We start from the raw sequence: 19,973 nt of genomic DNA on the forward strand, positions 1-19,973 counted from the left end.
TCATCAAACTGTCATAAAAACTTGTCAAGATGTCACACATGTCACCAATCATGCTTTGTTCAATCGTTGTCAAACTTTAGGAGTCCTACATGCGTTATTCGTTATTGGCAGTCGCCGTTAGTTGCACCTTAGTACTCACCGCTTGTAATAAATCCACCGACACCGCAGAGTCAGCAGCGCAGAGTGACACCAGCGCGGCGACAGTGGCCGAAACCACCAACACAGCGACATCCTCTCCAGCAAGCGATTTTAAATCAGCTGAAAACATCGCCATGAACATCACTGGTGCGGGCGCGTCGTTCCCGCAGCCTATCTATGCCAAATGGTCCTATGACTATAATGCCGCGACTGGCGGTCAGGTCAACTATCAGTCTATCGGCTCCTCAGGCGGTATCAAACAAATCCAAGCAAAAACCGTCGACTTTGGCGCATCTGACGCCCCGATGACCCCTGAAGAGCTGGACGCGGCAGGCCTTATTCAGTTTCCGACCGTTATCGGTGGTGTGGTACCGATTGTCAATATCGATGGCGTGGGGCCAGGTGAGCTAAAGCTGGACGGCGCAACCTTAGCCGATATTTATCTGGGTAAGATTAGCAAATGGAATGACCCTGCCATCACCGCCTTGAACCCAGATTTGACCCTGCCAGATGCTGCCATTACCACCGTGTTTCGCTCAGATGGCTCAGGCACGACCTTTAACTTTACCGATTATTTGGCGAAGGTTTCAACTGACTGGAAAAACAGCGTGGGTGTCGATAAAACCGTCAAATGGCCAACCTCTGCCACAGGGGCAGGCGGCAAAGGCAACGAGGGCGTATCAAGCTACGTCAACCGCATGAAAAACGCTATCGGCTACGTCGAGTATGCTTACGCCAAGCAAAACAACATGGCGCACGCTGCCCTCAAAAACGCGGCGGGCAACTTCGTGCAGCCATCTGCTGAGACCTTTGCTGCGGCAGGTGATATCGATTGGTCACAGCAAGCAGGCTTTTATAAAGTCATCACCAACTCTGAGACCGAGCAAGCGTGGCCCATCGCCGCTGCCACCTTTATCTTGGTACATAAGCAGCCAGAAAACCCGCAGCAAGTGGCTGGCGTGTTGAACTTCTTTGATTGGGCGTATGCCCAAGGTGATGATAGTGCCATGGCGCTTGATTATGTGCCTTTCTCTGATACCGCAGTGGCACTGTTTAAAGACAAGTGGAATGAGGTCAAAGGCCATGATGGACAGCCTGTCTACACTCCAGCTCAGTAGTTTGTCTATATATGTATAGCAGTACTTGTAAGCCCCTTTGAGACACCTATTCTCCGGTGGTTGTCTCAAAGGTTTTATCACAACAAATTCAAAAGTTGCGTCATCCATTACCGTTAATAGCACCCTTTATTAAGGTTTCGTTTGCTGTGATAAGACCTGATGAGTCTTTTCAAGATTTTGATTTAATATTATTTAATGCTGAGACACTTATGAATGATTTAAGGTCGCAACTGGCAAAACAAAAACGTTACGATGCACTATTTGTCAATGCCACCAAGGCATTTGCTATCCTCGTGCTGCTATCATTGGGCGGTATTTTGCTCTCTTTGATCATTGGCGCTTGGCCGAGTATTCAAGCATTTGGTCTCGGGTTTTATACCAGTAACAACTGGGACACGGTTGCCAATGAGTACGGTGCGCTGGCGCCGATCTATGGCACGCTGGTGACGTCGTTTATTGCTATTTTAATCGCTGTACCCGTCAGCTTTGGCATTGCCATATTTTTGACCGAGATGTGTCCGAATTTCTTAAAAAAGCCTCTCGGCATCGCCATTGAGCTGCTGGCAGGTATTCCCTCTATCATCTACGGTATGTGGGGGCTGTTCGTCTTTGCGCCGTTTTTTGGCGATCACATTCAGCCGTGGTTTATCGAACACGTTGGCCCTTTGCCTATCATCGGTAAGCTGTTTACCGGTGCGCCAATGGGTCTCGGTATGTTTACCGCTTCACTAGTGCTTGCCATTATGATCATTCCTTTTATTGCAGCTACCATGCGTGATGTTTTCTCTGTCGTGCCAGACCTGCTCAAAGAATCGGCTTATGGCATGGGTGCGACCACTTGGGAAGTGATGTTTAAGATTATCTTGCCCTATACCAAGGCAGGCGTGGTCGGTGGTGTCATCTTGGGACTGGGTCGGGCGCTGGGCGAGACCATGGCCGTGACCTTCCTTATTGGTAACGCCTTTAATATCAGTCCAAGTCTGTTTACCTCTGGCGTCACCATTACCTCAGCACTGGCCAATGAGTTTGCCGAAGCATCCAGTGAGCTGCATTTGGCCTCGCTGCTGCACCTTGGCCTCATACTATTTATCATCACCTTTATTGTGCTGTCGCTGGCTAAGCTCATGCTAATGCGTATGGACCAAAAAGCAGGCAACCGCTAATGATTCGATTGATTTGATAGGTTTTGATGATTATTGGTACTGATGAAAATATGGGAAATGAGTTTTATGCCTACTAATGCGATGCACTCAGCGTTACCTGCGCAGACTGGCTTTGATAGCCGCTACGACAAGCGCCTTTATAACAAACGGCGCTGGGCCAATAAGCTGGGTTTGGGTTTTGCCATGTCGGCGATGGTATTTGGCTTGATTTGGCTGTTTTGGATATTGGTGACGCTGTTTGTCGAAGGCTTTCAGGGCATGATACAGATGCCTATCTTTACCGCCGATACCCCGCCGCCGATGAGCGAAGGCGGCCTACGTAACGCCATTGTCGGTTCGGTGATGTTGGCGTTTTCAGGATTGTTTATCGGTGCGCCCATTGGCCTGATGACAGGGATTTATTTGTCTGAATTTGCGCAAGGCAGCCTGCTTGGCAAAGTGACGCGCTTTTTAAATGATATTTTGCTCTCTGCTCCATCGATTGTCATTGGTCTGTTTATTTATGCGCTGATGGTCAAAGGTCAAAGCTTCTCTGGGTGGGCGGGTGCACTAGCATTGGCACTGATTGTGGTGCCAGTGGTGGTACGCACGACAGAAAACATGCTCAATCTGGTGCCCAATAGCATTCGTGAAGCGGCCTATGCACTGGGCACGCCGAAGTGGAAGATGGTCACGCAAGTGACGATTAAGGCGGCTCGAGCGGGGCTGACCACCGGTGTGCTATTAGCCTTTGCCAGAATCACCGGTGAGACCGCGCCATTGCTATTTACGGCATTGAATAATCAATACTTTAGTACCGATATGGGCCAGCCGATTGCTAACTTACCAAATACTATCTACCAGTTTGCCATGAGCCCTTATGACAACTGGCATGCACTTGCATGGGCCGCTGCATTGCTGATTACCGCTTCGGTACTGGTACTAAATGTATTGGCAAGGTTTATCGGTGGTCGCAGCTCCAGCAAATAGCAGCCAGAGTCGATAACGCCTACCGCCAAATCACTTTACATACAGCATTTACTTAAATTTATATTCATCAAGCTAGGTTGGATAACATTATGAATGACGTCATCAGCAAAACGCGTAGCACAGCAGATAGCAGCAACTTTGATACGACCACAGCCAGCTTACTACATAGATCGATGGCGACGCCCACGCAACTGTCGCAGCCAAATTCGGCAAACTTAACCAAGCAAACACTGCATGATATTCCCAAAGACATGCCAGCAGCGAAGATGCAAATTCGTGATTTAAGCTTTTATTACGGGGAGTTTCAGGCGCTAAAAAACATCAATATCGACATTCCTGATAAAAAAGTCACCGCCTTTATCGGCCCGTCAGGTTGCGGCAAGTCAACCCTGCTCCGTACTTTTAACCGTATGTATGATTTATATCCTGGCATGCGTGCAGAAGGCAGTATCAACCTCGATGGCAAAAATATCTTAGGCAAAGACATCGATGTCAATTTGCTACGCGCGCAGGTCGGTATGGTCTTTCAAAAGCCGACGCCGTTTCCGATGTCTATCTATGACAATGTCGCCTTTGGTGTGCGTCTTTATGAAAGACTAAGCAAAGCTGAGCTGGACAATCGGGTGGAATGGGCGCTAAAAAAATCGGCACTATGGCCGGAGGTAAAAGACAAGCTCAAAGCCTCAGGTTTGTCGCTATCAGGCGGGCAGCAGCAGCGTCTGTGTATCGCCCGTAGTGTCGCTACCAAGCCTGAAGTGCTACTGCTCGATGAGCCAACTTCGGCACTTGACCCACTCTCGACGGGCGCCATTGAGGATTTGATTGAAGACTTAAAAAAAGACTACACCATCGCCATCGTCACTCACAACATGCAGCAGGCGGCGCGCGTCTCAGACTACACGGTCTATATGTATCTGGGCGATATGGTGGAGATGGGCGAGACCGATCAGATATTTACCACACCGGCGCAAAAAGCCACGGAAGATTATATTACGGGTCGTTATGGCTAATGCTGTACAGATTAAAACTATCGTTAGTCTTCAAGAACGAAAATACAGCCATGCCAGCAGCACGCCATCAATATACAGATATTCAGGGAATACCTCTTATGCAAAGTGACAAGCATATCTCCAAAAGTTTTGATCAAGATTTGGATGAAGCCATTCGTCTGTTTTTGGTGATGGGCGACCATGCAGCCAGCCAAGTTGCCAAAGCCATTCACGCCCTTATCGACAAGGATGACACACTGGCGCAAGAAGTCATCGAGATGGATTTTGATATCAATCGGCAGGAGGTCGAGCTCGATGAGCATATCTTGTTATTGGTCGCCAAGCGCCAGCCTGCGGCCGGTGACTTGCGTTTGGTGATGTCCATCAGTAAAGGCGTGGTGGATCTGGAGCGCATCGGTGATGAAGCGGTCAAAATCGCCAAAATGGCCAATAAGCTCGCCGCCCAAGGCAAGTCAGCGTATGGCTATGCCGAAGTGCAGCATCTGAGCAATCAAGTACGTCTGATGCTGCACAATGCGCTAGAGGCCTTTAGTCAGTCCAATGCTGAGCAGGCGTTTGAGGTGATGCGCAATGATGATGTGGTCAATGAAGAGTATCAATCAGCGATGCGTGCCTTGATGACTTATATCATGGAAGATGCGCGCCACGTCTCCAAGGTCATCAATATCGTGTGGGTGTTGCGCGCGCTCGAGCGGATTGGAGATCATGCGCAAAACATCGCTGAGCTGGTCATCAACTATATCAGCGGCCAAGATGTACGCCACTCAGACTATGCACTGGTCGAAAAAGCGGTACAAGAAGCCAATGATCGGATGGCGGCACGTCACGTTGGCGCAATGTCAGCGAACATGTCAACCACGGACGTTGGATTGCCAGATACGGATTAAAGGTGATAAGGGAATTTATAAAAATCCTACCTTGTGTGCACTAAGTGTGCACTAAAAGAACGCGCTATTTAAAGATAGCGCGTTCTAATATTTAACATATAGTCGATACACTCTAAAAATGTCATAGCGCTACTGGGATGAATTTTGCGCAGCCTCTGGGAACGCAGCACGCAAGTAAAATTTACACCAGTAGCGCGTTTAAATCCATAACACTTTTACATTCAGCTAACTATACTGGTATAAGTATAAAAGTAATGCCGAGTTTTTATTTTTCTGGTGTCCAGCCCTGCGCGCGCTCATAATCCTCGTTGTCCAAAAACTTCTCACGCTGCTCAGTCAAAAACTTTTTGGCCTCAGGGTCCATCATGCTTAGATGGTTTTCGTTGATTAGCATGGTTTGCTGCTCCAGCCACTCTTTCCACGCTTTGTCAGAGACTGTTTCTTGTAGCTCTTTGCCTTTTTGATTGGGGAAGGGTGGATGCGGCATTTTTGGTAGCTCTTGCTTGTATTTGCGGCAAAACACGGTATTGGCTTGCGGGTTAAAAGTCTCAGTCATTAGAGGCTCCTTATAAAATATGAATATCACCCTATGATAACGATCTGAGTAAATTTAGCAAAGGCTATCGGGTGTATAGACGGTAACAGCCAAGCGGTTTGATGAAAGTTTTGGCGATGTGATGACAAAAAAAACCCGCGCTAAGTCATAAGTGCTAGGCGCGGGTGTTGTATAGTGAGTTCAGGATAAAAACGATACAGAGAGACTGGGGTGAGTTTTACGCAGCATCTGTCCGCGTAGGCACAGCCCATAAGGAAAGTTTATACCCGTTCTGCGTCGAAATATCATGTCTCTGTTTATGCAAATTATGCAAAAGCTTTTAAGCGCGCGCGTCCATTAACCACCGCTTGCTTGACCTGATTGGGCGCGGTACCACCCAGATGATCACGGGCGGCGAGTGAGCCCTCTAGCGTTAAGTAATCAAAGACGTCATCGCCGATGGCGTCGCTAAATTGCTGAAGCTGCGCCAATGACAAGTCACTTAAATCAACGCCTTCTTTGATGCCTAAAGCCACAGCGTTGCCGACCACTTCATGGGCATCACGGAATGCCACGCCTTGACGTACTAGATAATCTGCCAAATCAGTCGCTGTCGCATAGCCCTTCATGGTCGCTTGACGCATACTGTCTTTATTTGGTGTGATGTTTGGTAGCATATCAGCGAATGCCAGTAGCGAACCTGTCAAGGTATCGACGCAGTCAAATAACGGCTCTTTGTCTTCTTGATTGTCTTTATTATACGCAAGCGGTTGGCTTTTCATCAGACTTAACAATGTCATTAATTGACCAAAGACCCGCGCCGCTTTACCGCGTACCAGCTCTGGCACGTCAGGGTTTTTCTTTTGCGGCATGATCGATGAGCCAGTACAGAAGCGATCGGGTATCTGTACAAAGTTAAACTGCGCCGACATCCATAGGATAATCTCTTCACTCATACGCGACATATGCATCATAAGGATAGAGGCCGCTGAGGTAAACTCAATGGCAAAATCTCGGTCTGAGACCGCATCGAGTGAGTTTTGGCAAATGCCATCAAACCCTAGCAGTCTAGCGGTGATGGTACGGTCAATCGGAAAGGTCGTACCAGCGAGCGCGGCACTACCAAGTGGCATCTGATTGATACGGCGACGGGCGTCGACGAGGCGCTCGGTATCGCGGTAGAGCATCTCAAACCATGCCATCACGTGATGGCCAAAGCTGACAGGCTGCGCGGTTTGTAGATGCGTAAAGCCTGGCATGATGGTGTCCGTATGCTGCTCGGCCAAATCCAGCAAGCCGTTTTGCAAACGCACCAACAGCGCGATGATGTTGTCGGTTTCTTCGCGTAGCCACAGGCGGATATCGGTGGCCACCTGATCGTTACGGCTACGGCCAGTGTGTAGTTTTTTGCCCACCGCGCCGACGATATCAGTCAGACGTGACTCGACGTTCATGTGTACGTCTTCTAGGGTGATAGACCAATTAAACTCGCCTGCTTCGATCTCAGCTAATACCTGCTGTAGACCATCGATGATGGTCGCCACTTCATCAGCGGTCAAAATCCCGCATTCTTTGAGCATGGTCGCATGAGCGATAGAGCCTTGGATATCATGTCGGGCAAAGCGTTGATCAAAGCCGACTGAAGCGGTAAATGCAGCAACGAAGCTGTCTGTCGCTTCACTAAAGCGTCCGCCCCACATCTGCTGGCCTGGCGCGCTGGCAGGACTGTTTTGCGCCGCGTTATTTGTTGTAGAGTCATCTGTGCTAGAATCAGAGACTGACACGTTTTTATTTAATTCAGGATTACTAGGGTTTGAAGAGTTGGCGTTCATATCGATACAAGACAAGTCAAGAGAATAAGAACTCAAGTATAGCAAATGATGATGTTGCCTTACTAGCGGAGCGCTTAGAGTTTTTTATCCCCAAGCTCATGGAAGTCATGAAGCCTTGGCAGTGGCTGATTTATATCTTTTTTTGGTCGCTGTTTGTGACGGTGATCGACCGCCATGACCTAGCTACTTGGTCTGACTTTATAATCAAGTTTGGCAGCCGAGTGATACAAAACACCTTAAGCATCATCCCTTCTTTATATATCATCGATTATCTGCGCCCTGTTTTTAAGAGCATGAGCATACCCAAGGTCAGTATGTATGTGCTCGCCATCCTTATGCTGGCCTCTGCTGTCTCTATGGCACTGGTCTTGCTGGTCATGATAAACATGGGCTGGCACGAATACAGCCTACAAAACTTCGTGTTAGAAGTGATTTTTGACTTAATCCTTGCAGGCGGTTTTACCTTGGTGTTTTTGTTGTACTTTTTGCGTCGTTATCGTGAGATGAATGCCCTTAATCAATCCTTTGAGCACAAACTAAACGCCCAAAACGACTTAATCAAAGCCCGTATCACGCCGCATTTTTTCTTTAATACTATCAACACACTGGTGTCGCTGATTGAGTCCAATCCAGCGCGCGCCTCCCAGTTACTACAGCACGTTTCAGCGCTGTTTCGCGCCAGCTTTAGTGGCGCGCGTGAGATCAGCTTTGAAGAAGAAATCGCTTTGTGTGAGCACTATTTGGCCATCGAGTCTAGCCGGCTATCTGACAAGCTCGATGTCACATGGCAACTGCCAGATGAAAACATCATGTATGACATGGTCATCACCGCTTTGACGCTGCAAAGTGTGTTAGAAAAAATGCTCCTTAACGTGGTGGAGATGACCACAGAGACGATTTTTATTCATATCAAAGTCACTTGGTATGAGCACCGCGTCAGCATCACCATCAGCGTCCAGCTCCCCAAAAAAACTTTGATGATCAATCATGACTTGCGCCAGCACATGAATTTTTATATCCAAGCAGAGCGTCTGCGTTCGTACTTTGGCCAAAGCGCCGATATCAGAAGCAAAGTGACCAACAGCCAAATCATTACCTTGATTGATTATCCGCTACAAGACGTCGGGATATAGTGGTCTGTCATCTAGCTATCTGTAAGCTAGCGATTATCAATAGCCACCTATTACTAATACAAACTTTTGTTTAATACGATTAATATAAAATATGGCACAGTTATTGCACCGTACTGTTTATAATCGGCACGATAATCGTCAATATCTACTATATATTTGACCGATAAATAAGCGCGGCCAGACCTACATTAAATGTTTAAAACACCTGCAATAATCAAACATTTTTTTATGCTAAGTCCTTGGGTGTTAGTGTTATTATTGATAGTAGGTTGATGAATTATTTCACTAAATCGTATTAAGTATGTCCTAAAACAGGAGTTTGCATGCGGATCGTAGTCTGCGATGATGAGCCATTGGCGCGCGAGCGTTTGGTCAGAATTGTACAAGAGTCAGGCCATCAGGTGGTGGCACAAGCCACGACAGGGGCAGAAGCCATTGTCGCTGTCAAAACCCAGCAGCCAGATATCATATTACTAGACATTCGTATGCCCGAGATGGATGGGGTGCGCTGTGCACAAGCGCTGAACGAGCTTGAGCATCCGCCAGCCATTATCTTTGTCACCGCCTACGATCACTATGCCATTGCTGCTCTCAAGGCTAATGCCATCGGCTATTTGCTCAAACCTGCCAACAAAGACGAGCTGCTGGAGGCGCTAAATAAAGCCAAAAATCTAAACGCCGCCCAGCTCAACGAAATCCGTAAGCTTGAAGACCCGGCAGCGCGGCCAATACGTGAGCATATCGCCGCTCGTACCCATCGCGGCGTCGAATTGATTAAGCTCACAGATATCTACTACTTTACTGCCGATCAAAAATACGTCAAAGTCCGTCACAAGGGTGGTATCGTATTGATTGATGAGACACTAAAAGAGCTTGAGCAAGAGTTTGAAGACCGGTTGTTCCGCGTCCATCGCAATGCCATTATCAATCTGAGCTTTTTGGACTACTTAGAAACCTTGGATGCCGGACAATATCAAGTGCGCTTTAAAGGCATTGATGAGACATTGGCGGTGAGTCGTCGCCACCTGCCAGCGTTACGCGATAAAATCCAAAGCATGTAAAGCGCTATCTGTAACTGACTGTTTTTATCAACCAGCGCCTGATATCTACATTCTTCTAGGGCGTGGATATCAGGTGTCAGTCGTTGTCGTACAATATTGTGAACACCTTGATAACCAACTGCATTAAGATCATAATGATTCCATGAAAACGCTCAAACTACGCATCAAAGACAAACACGCCGCTCAGCTCAATATCTTGGCTGGGGCGGTTAACTTTGTCTGGAATTACGTCAATGAGCTTAGTTTTAAACATCTTAAGCGTACAGGTCAATTCTTTTCAGCCTATGATTTGGCAGCTTATACCAAAGGTAGTGGCGAATATCTAAATCTGCACAGCCAAACCCTACAAGCCATCTCTGAAACCCATGCCAAGGCTCGTAAACAATTCAAAAAAGCCAAACTCAACTGGCGTACCAACAACCCAAAAGCCAAGAGAAGAAGTTTGGGCTGGATTCCTTTTAAAAAGACAGCCATAAAACACCTTTCAACCCGTCAGTCAGGCAAGAAAAGCCTTAAATCTACTATTCAGCTAAGCCTCGCTAAAGGCAAAAAACTTACTATAGATCTATGGGACAGCTATAACCTCTCGCTCTACAACATCAACACTTGCGAATTGGTACAAGACAATCGTGGTCACTGGTACGCCTGTATCACCGTCAAAGAACTTCCAAAGATTAAGTGCGGCACGGGTCAAGTCGGTATTGATCTAGGCTGTAAGGATTCAGCAGTCAGTAGTGATGGTGATCAGTTACAAATCAAAGTCACGCATCAATATGCTGAAAAACTGGCCATTGCCCAACGTGCTAAAAACAAAAAACGGGTCAAGGCCATTCACGCCAAGATCAAAAACACCCGTCAAGACTTAATCCATAAATTCACATCAAAGCTTGTTAAGGCCAACAGCTTAATCGTTGTTGGTAAAATCAAATCAACATCATTCACTTCATCCAAACTGGCCAAATCCGTCTATGATGCTGGTTGGTTTGAGATTAAGCGGCAACTGGACTACAAATGCGCGAACGCAGGTTGCCACTATATCGAAGTCAATGAAGCGTACAGCACCCAAACCTGCTCGTGTTGCGGCTCCCGCCAAGACAGTCCGAAAGGTAGAGAAGGTCTTGGTATAAGAGTATGGTTTTGTCGTTCTTGTAAAACGACCCATAACAGAGATGTTAATGGAGCAAAAAACATTCTCGCGGTCGGGCTTGGCCGTCTTTAGTAGGAATCCCCTCCGTTTAGGGAGGGGAGGAAGTCAAGCTTAAATAGGGGTATTTTTTTGCGTCAGCGTTTACTATCAACGAGTGATAGCGCCCATTTTTGTGGCAAATTGACCGTATCGTTTCATATAGAGATGATTCGCACTGATATTGTATATCAAACTTATTGAGGCCTTTTATGAGCAATCTGCAGCAACCTGCTTTGACTACCTTAAACATCGCCACGCGCCAAAGCCCATTAGCCTTATGGCAAGCTGAGCATATCCGCGATCGTCTGTTGGCGCTATATCCTGAGATGACGATTAATTTGCTAAAAATCGTCACTAAGGGTGACAAAATTTTGGACACGCCACTGGCAAAAATTGGCGGCAAGGGTTTGTTTGTCAAAGAGCTTGAGCAAGCGCTTTATAATAAAGACGCAGATATCGCCGTGCATTCGCTAAAAGATGTGCCCATGCAGCTGCCTGAAGGCTTGACGTTGGGGGTGTACTGCAAGCGCGCCGCCCCGACCGATGCGTTTGTATCCAATACATACGATAGTATCGATGCGTTGCCGCAAGGCGCTATCGTTGGCACCTCAAGCTTGCGCCGTCAGTGTCAAATCAAGGCTTATCGCCCAGATCTACAAATCAAAACCCTGCGTGGTAACGTTGGTACCCGTTTGAGCAAATTGGACGCAGGCGAGTATGACGCGATTATTTTGGCCACCAGTGGTTTGCAGCGTATTGAGCTGGACGAGCGTATTCGCGGTGAGCTGGATATCGATGCTTGTCTGCCTGCGGTTGGGCAAGGAGCGTTGGCGATTGAGTGCCGCGAGGGCGATGATGCAGTATTGCAGCTATTGGCACCGCTAAATGATAATAAAGCGCGTATTCGCCTGATTGCTGAGCGAGCCCTCAATCGTCATTTAGAAGGCGGCTGTCAGGTACCGATCGCAGCCTATGCGGTCTTGCAAATGGCAGACGAGACCGAAGACGATCGTGCGAAAAATACCGAAAATGGCAACAATGACGACGGCAACATATTGTGGCTGCGCGGGCGCGTGGGGCAGGCCGATGGTAGCGAGCTGCTAAAAGCAGAAAAACGCATTACCTTAACTGGTAACCAAGACGAGCAAGAAACTCAGGCCAATCAGCTGGGTATCGATGTGGCTGATATGTTACTTGCAGATGGCGCAGGCGCTATTTTATCAGCGATTTATGATACCAAATAATACGCAGATACCGCTGTCTGAACTCCAAGCCAGTAATTAAGACGGGTTTGCGACTTCTTTATTTCTTTTGATTTTTGTCATGGTACGTCTATGTCATCCACCTCATCTCATCCAACATCTACCGCTCGGCATAAGAGCGCGGCCCCATCAGCGCCTGCGCGCGTGGTCATCAATACCAGACCGGTAGAGCGTGCCGCTCCGCTGACGCAGCACCTACAAGCTGCGGGTCTAAGCGTGGTAGAGATTCCGATGCTGACGTTACAGCCGCGTCCTACCACAGATGCGGACATGGCGCTGATGCGTCAGTGGTTTGCAGGCGACTATCAGGCACTTGTCATCGTCAGTCCTACGGCAGCAGCAGCGGGACTAGCGGTTTGGCAAGCGCTTGCCCGCGAGTGCCATGCCCAGCACTCTGAGACGAATGGTGATAACCAAAATGATGAAAGCCAAAAAACTACCGAGCTGCAAACCCTCAGCGCTCCCAGTCACTTGATTGCGGTAGGAGAAGCGACAGCTGCGGTCTTAAATGAGGCAAAAATCAAGGCGGCAAGCTATCACGTGCTGCAGCCGCGCGTGGCCAATAATGAAGGCATGCTTGCGATGCCAGAGATCGACAGCTTGCAAGCAGGGGACAAGCTGTTGGTATGGCGCGGTCTTGGTGGCCGCCGTTTATTGGTTAACACGTTACAAGCGCGCGGTGTCCATATCGATAGCATCGCTTGGTACGAGCGTATTATGCCTCATGAGGCCTGTACGCAATACAATCAGTGGTTACAGCAGTTTGCTACGGCCGCTTCTTTGCCTAGCTCTCCATCATCAACATTAGCATCAGCACCAGAACCTGCAGAACCTGCAGAACCAGCAGCGCCAAGCACCGCTCAGCATCCACAGCCTATACCCAAACAGTCAAAACCGGTCGTTATCATTAGTAGTGCCACCGCCTTTGAGCATTGGCGGCAAGTGGTCAGTCAAGGTACGCGACAAGCAACTGATGAAACGAGTGCTAAGGATACTGCAAAGCAGCCATTGGCAGACAGTACAGGGGCTGATGGGTTGCCCAAGCTCAAGCTGTCGGACTTTGCTTATGTGGTGCTGGGTGAGCGCTTGGCCAATATGGTGGCCGATGAGCAGCTGAGCTACTGGCGGGTGGAGGATTTAGCACCAGCCACCATACTGGCTGCGATCAGTGCTTGATACGCCTAGGATATGGCTGTTTTGTCATCAGGATGATTATTCCCGTTTTATACGGCTTGCGACAACCATGACCCAATCTACCAGTAACGGTGCTGTACTATGTCTATGAACCCTGAGTCTTCATCCAAGGACCCTTCTGCTATTCAGCAGCGCCGGCAAGCAAATATGCTACTCATACGCTTGCAATGGCTGACGATTTTATTGCTTATCGCCGCCTTACTCTGGTTATATATCAGCCAGCAGCGTTTTGAGCAGAATGTCCACGAGCGTCTGCAAAGTAACGAGCAAGTTGTCAGCCGTTTAAACGAGATGGATGATCGCTTGTTTGCCATGAGTCAGCAGACGCTACCTGAGCCGCGCGTGGCAGCCAGTAGCCAAGCGCAAAATCAGCTGGATTTACTGCGTATTCAAATAAAAGCGGTGGATAGGCTGCTGGTGGATAACAACGATAGCGCGGCGATTGATTTGCTGCGGGGGCTACACTGGCAGCTGTCGCAAAGCAGTAATGAGATTGCCCCTGCGCTGACGGTGGTGATTAAGCAAAGCCTGCTAAAAGACATTGAGCGTCTACAAGCGCAAAGCGCGCAGCCAAGCCCGTGGCAGATGCATAACTTGGCCATGCAAAATATCCAAACCTTTTTGCAGCGCCATGAGCGTCACGATCATAAAGAGGGTAGCAAGGACAATAAAACCCCAGCTGCAAACACAGCTAAAGACAAAGAGGCACTGACCCGTAGACAGCTGGCCATCCACGAGACCATTATGACGCTCAATTTGGCCATGCAAGCCAGCAATATGCGCGACCGTGAGCAGCTCATCAGTTATCTGTCGCAGGCGCGCAAACAGCTCATAACCCTCACACCAAGCGCTGATGAGCGGCAGAAACAGACACAGGCCAACCTGCAAGCGTCAGATCAAACGGCCAATATCACGATGATGCAAGCGCCCAACGACGTGGCAGAGGTGATCAATTGGCTAGATCAATTGATTGTCGAAGCACCCAAGGCCACGGCGCTATTGACCACGCAAGTCTTAGCCAAATCGCAGCGCTAGTCGTTGGTGCTCGATGAGAAGACACACCCAAATAATAAAAAATAGGATGATAAAAAAGGACACTTTATGAACCGCTCCCTACCAGCCGATTTACCGACAGTCAATGAGCCCCTGCCGACTGAGCTGGCTCACTATCCCGTTATTCATCATCAACCGATTCACTGGGGCGAGATGGACGCCTTTAACCATCTAAATAATGTGGTGTTTTATCGTTATGCTGAGTCAGCGCGTATTGCTTATCTGCAGGCATTAGGCATGTTTGATGGCAGCATGGTGACGGTATTGGCACAGTCAAGCTGTCAGTATTTGCGTCCTGTGGTCTACCCTGATACTTTGTTATTAGGAGTGCGCTGCCAGCGTTTGGGCCGTACCAGTATCGTGATGGAGTATAGTTACTATAGTACGGCGCAAAGTCTGGTAGTGGCGACGGCTGAGGCGGTGGTGGTGCGCTTGGATAGCGCTGGCAAGGACAAGTTGCCGTGGAGCAGCGCCGAGCGCGCGCGCCTATTGGCATTAGAAGCGACCGTTGGTCATACACCTGAGGTCTGAGCCTCAACTTTTATAGATTCGCACATAAAAAAGCACGCTCAGTTTATAAGCGTGCTTTTTTTATGATTGATAAGGCCACTTAATCGCTATCGAATAGTGCTTAAATAATAATCACAGCGCCTAGCCTTGCTTGGGTGCATGCACAAAATCTACTACGTTTAGATCAAAGCCTGACAGTGCATAAAACTTCATGGGCGATGACAATAAGCGCATATCACGCACGCCTAAATGACGCAAAATCTGTGCGCCAACCCCGATGCTACGATACGGCTGCTGGGTGATGGTTGATTGCGATTGATTGTCCGCCGCTTTATCCAGCGCATCGCCTAGATCAACGGGCTGATTGCTACCAATCCAAACCAGCACGCCGCGCTCCGAGGCGCTGATTTCTTCCAACGCTGACTGTACGCTCCAGCCACTACGACCCGTCATATCGTTTTTGGCGGCAAACAAGTCACGCAGCGGATGGAAGCCATGGACACGGACAGTACTGACGCCTTCGCTGACATCGCCCTTGACCAACGCCAAATGCGTCTCTTCAGCGCCAAACTCACGGAAGCGGTGCAAGGTAAAAGTCCCATGCTCGGTCTCAAAAGGACGCGTCTCTACTTCTTCTACCGTTTGCTCGTTGGCGATACGGTAATTGATCAGATCAGCGATTGTGCCCATCTTGATGCCGTGCTCTTTGGCAAAGATTTCAAGATCGTCACGACGTGCCATCGTACCATCAGCGTTGATAATCTCGACGATGACTGCTGCAGGCTCCAATCCTGCTAGGCGAGCCAAGTCGCAGCCTGCTTCGGTGTGGCCGGCACGGTGCAGGACGCCGCCGTTTTGTGCCATGATAGGGAAGATATGGCCAGGTTGTACGATGTCTTCGGGTTTGGCTGATGCAGAGACCGCAGCCTGAATAGTGCGCGCACGGTCAGCCGCTGAGATACCTGTGGTGACGCCTTCAGCCGCTTCGATAGACACTGTAAAGTTGGTGCTAAACTTTGCTTCGTTGCGATCAGACATCAGCGGTAGTGCCAACTGTTGGCAGCGCGCTTGCGATAGGGTCAGACACACTAGGCCGCGAGCATGGGTGATCATAAAGTTGATGTCTTCAGGGCGCACATGGGTGGCGGCCATGATGATATCGCCTTCGTTTTCGCGGTCTTCATCATCCATTAAGATGACCATTTTTCCAGCACGGATGTCTTCGATAATCTCAGGAATGGTATTTAAACTCATAGTAAGTCTCAATATTTTATTATGTGTAGATAGGTGTGAGGTAACATATATAGCATGATCTGCCTATTGTAACAGCCGCTGACGCCATAGGCTGTTGCGATTAGGCAACGCGCCGCTGGCTACATTGATTCGATAAGGGGCACGACCCGGCTATAGGTACGGACGCTAGGCACGATTGCCTCATTGCTTATATATCATTATGAGGACATTTTAACGCTTTTCATCCTATCGTGCTGCCCCATCTCCAAACTATATCCCGAAGTCTGTCAAAAACAGCGTTCAGTATTACTAATAAACGGGCAGGTTTTAAGAATTACTGGCAGATTGGGATTTTAGCCAATCCATAAACTGCTTGCTGTGCTGCTCTCGCTGATTATCAGCAAAATAATAAAAGCGCGTACCCAGCAGCGTATCTGGCAGATAATGCTGCGGATAATAATGATTGGGGTAATCGTGTGGATAGGCGTAGCCCTGCCCGTAGCCTTGATGTTGCATCAATTTGGTCACGCCATTGCGCAGATGTAGCGGTACGGGAGAGGCGTCTTTTTCTGCCAAGGCCATCGCCGCATTTATTGCCTTATAAGTGCTGTTGCTTTTGGCACTGGTCGCCAGATACACCACCACTTGTCCTAATATAATGCGCGCCTCTGGCATACCGATGGACTGCACGCTACGCAGGGCGGCATCAGCGAGGAGTAGGGCATTGGGGTTGGCATTGCCAATATCTTCGCTCGCCAAGATGACCAAGCGCCGCGCGATAAACTCAGCTGGCTCTCCGCCCACCAGCATCCGCGCCATCCAGTAGAGCGCCGCATCAGGGTCGGAGCCGCGCACGGACTTTATCATGGCGGAGACAATATCGTAATGTTGCTCGCCGTCTTTGTCATAGCGTACCAGCGCCGTTTGTGCGACGCGAGCGACCAGCGCATCATCGATGATCAGCGGCGATTGTCTGGTATCCGCCGTTTGTATGGCCAGCTCTAGTAGATTAAGTGCCTTTCTGGCATCGCCGTGCGCCAGTTGGCCAATGGTGTCTTGTGCCTGCAAATCCACGGCCAAGTCTTTGAAAATACTATCTTCTGAAATGGCGCGCTGCAATACGGCGGCGATTTGCTCGGGTGTCAGTGGCTCCAAGCGATAAACCTGACAACGTGATAGCAAAGCATTGTTGACGCTAAATGAGGGGTTTTCGGTGGTTGCCCCAATCAAGGTAATATCCCCAGACTCGACCGCGCCAAGTAAGGCATCTTGCTGCGCTTTATTAAAGCGGTGTATCTCATCGATAAATACCACCGGCGACTCAAAGCTCAATGAGTCCTTAGTCTCCAGCACTTCGCGTAACTGCTTGACCCCCGTATTGAGTGCCGACAACGCATGAAACGGCCGACCCACGGCATCAGCCAATAGCATAGCAATGGTGGTTTTGCCGATGCCTGCCTCACCGTGCAAAATGATAGAGGGCAGATGGCCTTGCTCGACCAAGCGTCGTAGCGGTGCCCCAGCTGACAGCAGATGCTCTTGACCGATGATGGCATCGAGCGTCGCTGGGCGCATGCGCTGGGCAAGCGGGGTATCGGCATGAAAGTTTGGCGGCATAACACTCTCTATCGTTAATCAATGGGGCGGCAAAAGGATAGTCAATATAAAAGCACAGGCTCAGTATCAAATTAAAATGTATCGACTATATGTCATAGGATATCAATGACGCGTAGCACTATCCTAGCACTCCTTACCCTAATGTATAACTTCTGTCTTCGCGGCTTTTATTTTTATATCAAAAGCCTTATTAAACAAATAAGACAGCACCAGTTATAGCAGCACTTGTACTTCCTAGGTGTTTATCTAGGCACTTATATCTTATATAACGGTACTTATATTATGCACCTACATAACGGCATTGATTGTTTATGATACGTGAGACCATACAGCAGTTATTGAGCCAAGCGCGGCGTTTATCAAGTCATCAGCGCCCAAAGAGACGGTCGCGCCATCTGAGCGCAGGTGAGGTTGCGCTGGCTCGCTCGGTATTTGGCGACAGTATTAGGCTGGAGGATGTGCAATTAAAAACAGCGTGGTGGGTGCTTAGACATTATGCTGTCAGCCCCAATGGTCATATTTACTTTCATCCAGCAGACTGGATTACAGATTTTAGCCAGTCCTCCTTAAGTAAGCAAAGCTGGCTGATACATGAGCTAACGCACGTTTGGCAGCTACAGCAGGGTATCAAGGTAGTACGCGGGGCGTTGGTTGATCGGCGTTATGACTACGTATTTACAGTAGGCAAGCCCTTTTTTAAATATGGTATTGAGCAGCAGGCGCGCATGGTACAAGACTATTTTATCCGCCGCCAGCGTGGTCAGGACTGCCGTGATTTTGAGCGGTGTATACCGTTTTTGACGACCGCTTCTTGAGTCTGAGGTCACACGTTTAATGCCACAAGTCTACTGTTGTCACAAATCAACTGTCAACGTCGCCAGCTCGACACTCCGTTCACAATTGACGCTTCTTATTGACATCAATAACCACTATGCTAAATAGTGTTATGAGAGGTTTATGACCCAGACGCTAGCACAGTATCACTCAGCAACGGATGGCGGTGATACGCCTACCTTTTATTATTTTGCGTCAACTCATTATTTTGCGTCAACAAAGGATATGTACTCTGATGTATAAATTTTTACCAGATAAAGCCAAGAGTCATGATACCGCTCATGATAGTCATATGAATAAAACACCATCACCTAATAGTAAGTATGCTGCCATGACTGTACTGGCTGCGACGTTGAGTGGTGCATTGCTACTCGGCGGCTGTCAGCAGCAGACCGAGACCGCGCCTGTTGTCGATGATAGCCAAGCGACTGAGCAAGTAGCTAGCGAAGACAGCAAGCCTGTACCGCAAAGTGAGTCGGCGGCGGCGCGTATTGAGCAGTTTGAGCCAATTTATGTGACGCAAATGCAAAGGCTTCAGCGCCGGCTACAGGCCGAGTATGAGTCGCTGCAAGCGGCAGACTCGACCCAAAGTGCAGAAGATTTGTTGTTAAATAGTGCGGATACAGCAGGCGATAACACGACAAATAGCGGTGACGCCGCGACTGCCAATAACAATAGCAACGTCGATGCTAATGCTAACTCTGATACTAATATCAGTGCTAATGCCAATGCCGCCGCGACGGCTCAAAATAGTGAGCGTGGCGATGAGGCAGCAGCAGACATCAATACCAGCACAGAAGTGGGTGAGCGCGATTTGACCGTCCTCAAACGTATTAGCCTCGAGCCGCGCAAGCCTGTCATGCAAACAGAAGATGAGATCATCGACAGCTACCAGCAGGCAACGGCGGCACTTTATCAGCCAGTGATCACGCCGCTGAGCGCTGACGAGGTAGATACCTTGATAAACATAGCGACTTTGGTGCCGCAACTGTTTGAGCATGCTGAGATTGCAGGTAGGCTTAGTGCCAAGAGCCCGGCGCTGGCACGTCTTATCATTCAGCATCAGGTTTGGGAGCAGATAGAGGCGCAGCAAGTCATCGATATGCAGCAAATGAAGCTCAATCAACAACAAGAGTTTGAAGCGCTTATGGCCAAGTTTAACGAGACCATCAAGGGTTATGATGAGCAAATTGCCAAGTACGAACAAACGCTTAAAGCATTTGAATAAACAGCCACCG

Annotated in this window: 18 protein-coding genes; 14 read left to right on the forward strand and 4 right to left on the reverse strand. The window is 48.8% G+C overall.

The genetic code is table 11. The features are described from left to right. The first annotated feature begins 89 nt into the window (after positions 1 to 89). The 5 genes from pstS (at position 90) to phoU (ending at position 5,285) form a co-directional block, all read left to right on the forward strand. The gene (gene pstS / locus BTV99_RS05585) at positions 90 to 1,256 is read left to right on the forward strand and encodes a phosphate ABC transporter substrate-binding protein PstS (RefSeq protein ID WP_075101386.1); all 1,167 of its coding nucleotides are present in this window, start codon (positions 90 to 92) and stop codon (positions 1,254 to 1,256) included. Positions 1,257 to 1,465: 209 nt separating this feature from the next. Next, positions 1,466 to 2,419 carry a phosphate ABC transporter permease subunit PstC gene (pstC, locus tag BTV99_RS05590; RefSeq protein WP_075101431.1) on the forward strand — a complete coding sequence of 318 codons (954 nt, stop codon included), beginning with the start codon at positions 1,466 to 1,468 and terminating at the stop codon, positions 2,417 to 2,419. 66 nt (positions 2,420 to 2,485) lie between these two features. After that, complete coding sequence (gene pstA, locus BTV99_RS05595) at positions 2,486 to 3,388, forward strand: phosphate ABC transporter permease PstA (RefSeq protein WP_178377933.1); 903 nt, start codon at positions 2,486 to 2,488, stop codon at positions 3,386 to 3,388. An 89-nt stretch (positions 3,389 to 3,477) separates the two neighbouring features. Beyond that, positions 3,478 to 4,398 carry a phosphate ABC transporter ATP-binding protein PstB gene (pstB, locus tag BTV99_RS05600; RefSeq protein WP_083608541.1) on the forward strand — a complete coding sequence of 307 codons (921 nt, stop codon included), beginning with the start codon at positions 3,478 to 3,480 and terminating at the stop codon, positions 4,396 to 4,398. A gap of 98 nt (positions 4,399 to 4,496) precedes the next feature. Further along, complete coding sequence (gene phoU, locus BTV99_RS05605; RefSeq protein WP_075101387.1) at positions 4,497 to 5,285, forward strand: phosphate signaling complex protein PhoU; 789 nt, start codon at positions 4,497 to 4,499, stop codon at positions 5,283 to 5,285. Positions 5,286 to 5,550: 265 nt separating this feature from the next. Here the strand turns inward: phoU and BTV99_RS05610 are convergent, their stop codons facing one another. Continuing rightward, a complete protein-coding gene (locus tag BTV99_RS05610; RefSeq protein WP_075101388.1) occupies positions 5,551 to 5,841 on the reverse strand; it encodes an oxidative damage protection protein in 291 nt (96 codons plus the stop codon). Between the two features lie 305 nt (positions 5,842 to 6,146). Next, positions 6,147 to 7,520: an argininosuccinate lyase gene (gene argH, locus BTV99_RS05615; protein WP_075101434.1), complete on the reverse strand. Its 1,374-nt coding sequence runs from the start codon at positions 7,518 to 7,520 to the stop codon at positions 6,147 to 6,149. Between the two features lie 113 nt (positions 7,521 to 7,633). On the opposite strand from argH, the gene BTV99_RS05620 reads away from it, so the two are divergent. The 7 genes from BTV99_RS05620 (at position 7,634) to BTV99_RS05650 (ending at position 15,072) form a co-directional block, all read left to right on the forward strand. Further along, positions 7,634 to 8,785 (forward strand): histidine kinase, encoded by a 1,152-nt coding sequence (locus tag BTV99_RS05620; RefSeq protein WP_075101389.1) that lies wholly within the window; start codon positions 7,634 to 7,636, stop codon positions 8,783 to 8,785. 323 nt (positions 8,786 to 9,108) lie between these two features. Next, positions 9,109 to 9,846 carry a LytTR family DNA-binding domain-containing protein gene (locus BTV99_RS05625; RefSeq protein WP_075101390.1) on the forward strand — a complete coding sequence of 246 codons (738 nt, stop codon included), beginning with the start codon at positions 9,109 to 9,111 and terminating at the stop codon, positions 9,844 to 9,846. 142 nt (positions 9,847 to 9,988) lie between these two features. Then, on the forward strand, positions 9,989 to 11,065 hold the full coding sequence (locus BTV99_RS05630; RefSeq protein WP_075101391.1) for an RNA-guided endonuclease TnpB family protein: 1,077 nt from the start codon (positions 9,989 to 9,991) through the stop codon (positions 11,063 to 11,065). A gap of 176 nt (positions 11,066 to 11,241) precedes the next feature. Beyond that, on the forward strand, positions 11,242 to 12,276 hold the full coding sequence (gene hemC, locus BTV99_RS05635; RefSeq protein WP_075101392.1) for a hydroxymethylbilane synthase: 1,035 nt from the start codon (positions 11,242 to 11,244) through the stop codon (positions 12,274 to 12,276). A gap of 90 nt (positions 12,277 to 12,366) precedes the next feature. After that, positions 12,367 to 13,470: a uroporphyrinogen-III synthase gene (locus BTV99_RS05640; RefSeq protein WP_075101393.1), complete on the forward strand. Its 1,104-nt coding sequence runs from the start codon at positions 12,367 to 12,369 to the stop codon at positions 13,468 to 13,470. A 99-nt stretch (positions 13,471 to 13,569) separates the two neighbouring features. After that, a complete protein-coding gene (locus BTV99_RS05645) occupies positions 13,570 to 14,523 on the forward strand; it encodes a hypothetical protein (RefSeq protein ID WP_075101394.1) in 954 nt (317 codons plus the stop codon). A 66-nt stretch (positions 14,524 to 14,589) separates the two neighbouring features. Then, the gene (locus BTV99_RS05650) at positions 14,590 to 15,072 is read left to right on the forward strand and encodes an acyl-CoA thioesterase (protein ID WP_075101395.1); all 483 of its coding nucleotides are present in this window, start codon (positions 14,590 to 14,592) and stop codon (positions 15,070 to 15,072) included. A 120-nt stretch (positions 15,073 to 15,192) separates the two neighbouring features. On the opposite strand, the gene ribBA is transcribed toward BTV99_RS05650, so the two are convergent. Both ribBA and BTV99_RS05660 read right to left on the reverse strand, forming a co-directional pair. After that, a complete protein-coding gene (gene ribBA, locus BTV99_RS05655; RefSeq protein ID WP_075101396.1) occupies positions 15,193 to 16,305 on the reverse strand; it encodes a bifunctional 3,4-dihydroxy-2-butanone-4-phosphate synthase/GTP cyclohydrolase II in 1,113 nt (370 codons plus the stop codon). 306 nt (positions 16,306 to 16,611) lie between these two features. Further along, a complete protein-coding gene (locus tag BTV99_RS05660) occupies positions 16,612 to 17,901 on the reverse strand; it encodes a replication-associated recombination protein A (protein ID WP_075101397.1) in 1,290 nt (429 codons plus the stop codon). Between the two features lie 311 nt (positions 17,902 to 18,212). Here BTV99_RS05660 and BTV99_RS05665 point away from each other — a divergent pair, with 311 nt between their 5' ends. Both BTV99_RS05665 and BTV99_RS05670 read left to right on the forward strand, forming a co-directional pair. Beyond that, positions 18,213 to 18,716: a type IV secretion protein Rhs gene (locus BTV99_RS05665; protein WP_075101398.1), complete on the forward strand. Its 504-nt coding sequence runs from the start codon at positions 18,213 to 18,215 to the stop codon at positions 18,714 to 18,716. A gap of 254 nt (positions 18,717 to 18,970) precedes the next feature. Continuing rightward, complete coding sequence (locus BTV99_RS05670) at positions 18,971 to 19,963, forward strand: hypothetical protein (RefSeq protein WP_075101399.1); 993 nt, start codon at positions 18,971 to 18,973, stop codon at positions 19,961 to 19,963. The last annotated feature ends 10 nt before the right edge of the window (positions 19,964 to 19,973 follow it).

The organism is Psychrobacter sp. Rd 27.2, from assembly GCF_001921755.1.
In the GTDB taxonomy this organism is placed as follows: Bacteria; Pseudomonadota; Gammaproteobacteria; order Pseudomonadales; family Moraxellaceae; genus Psychrobacter; species Psychrobacter celer.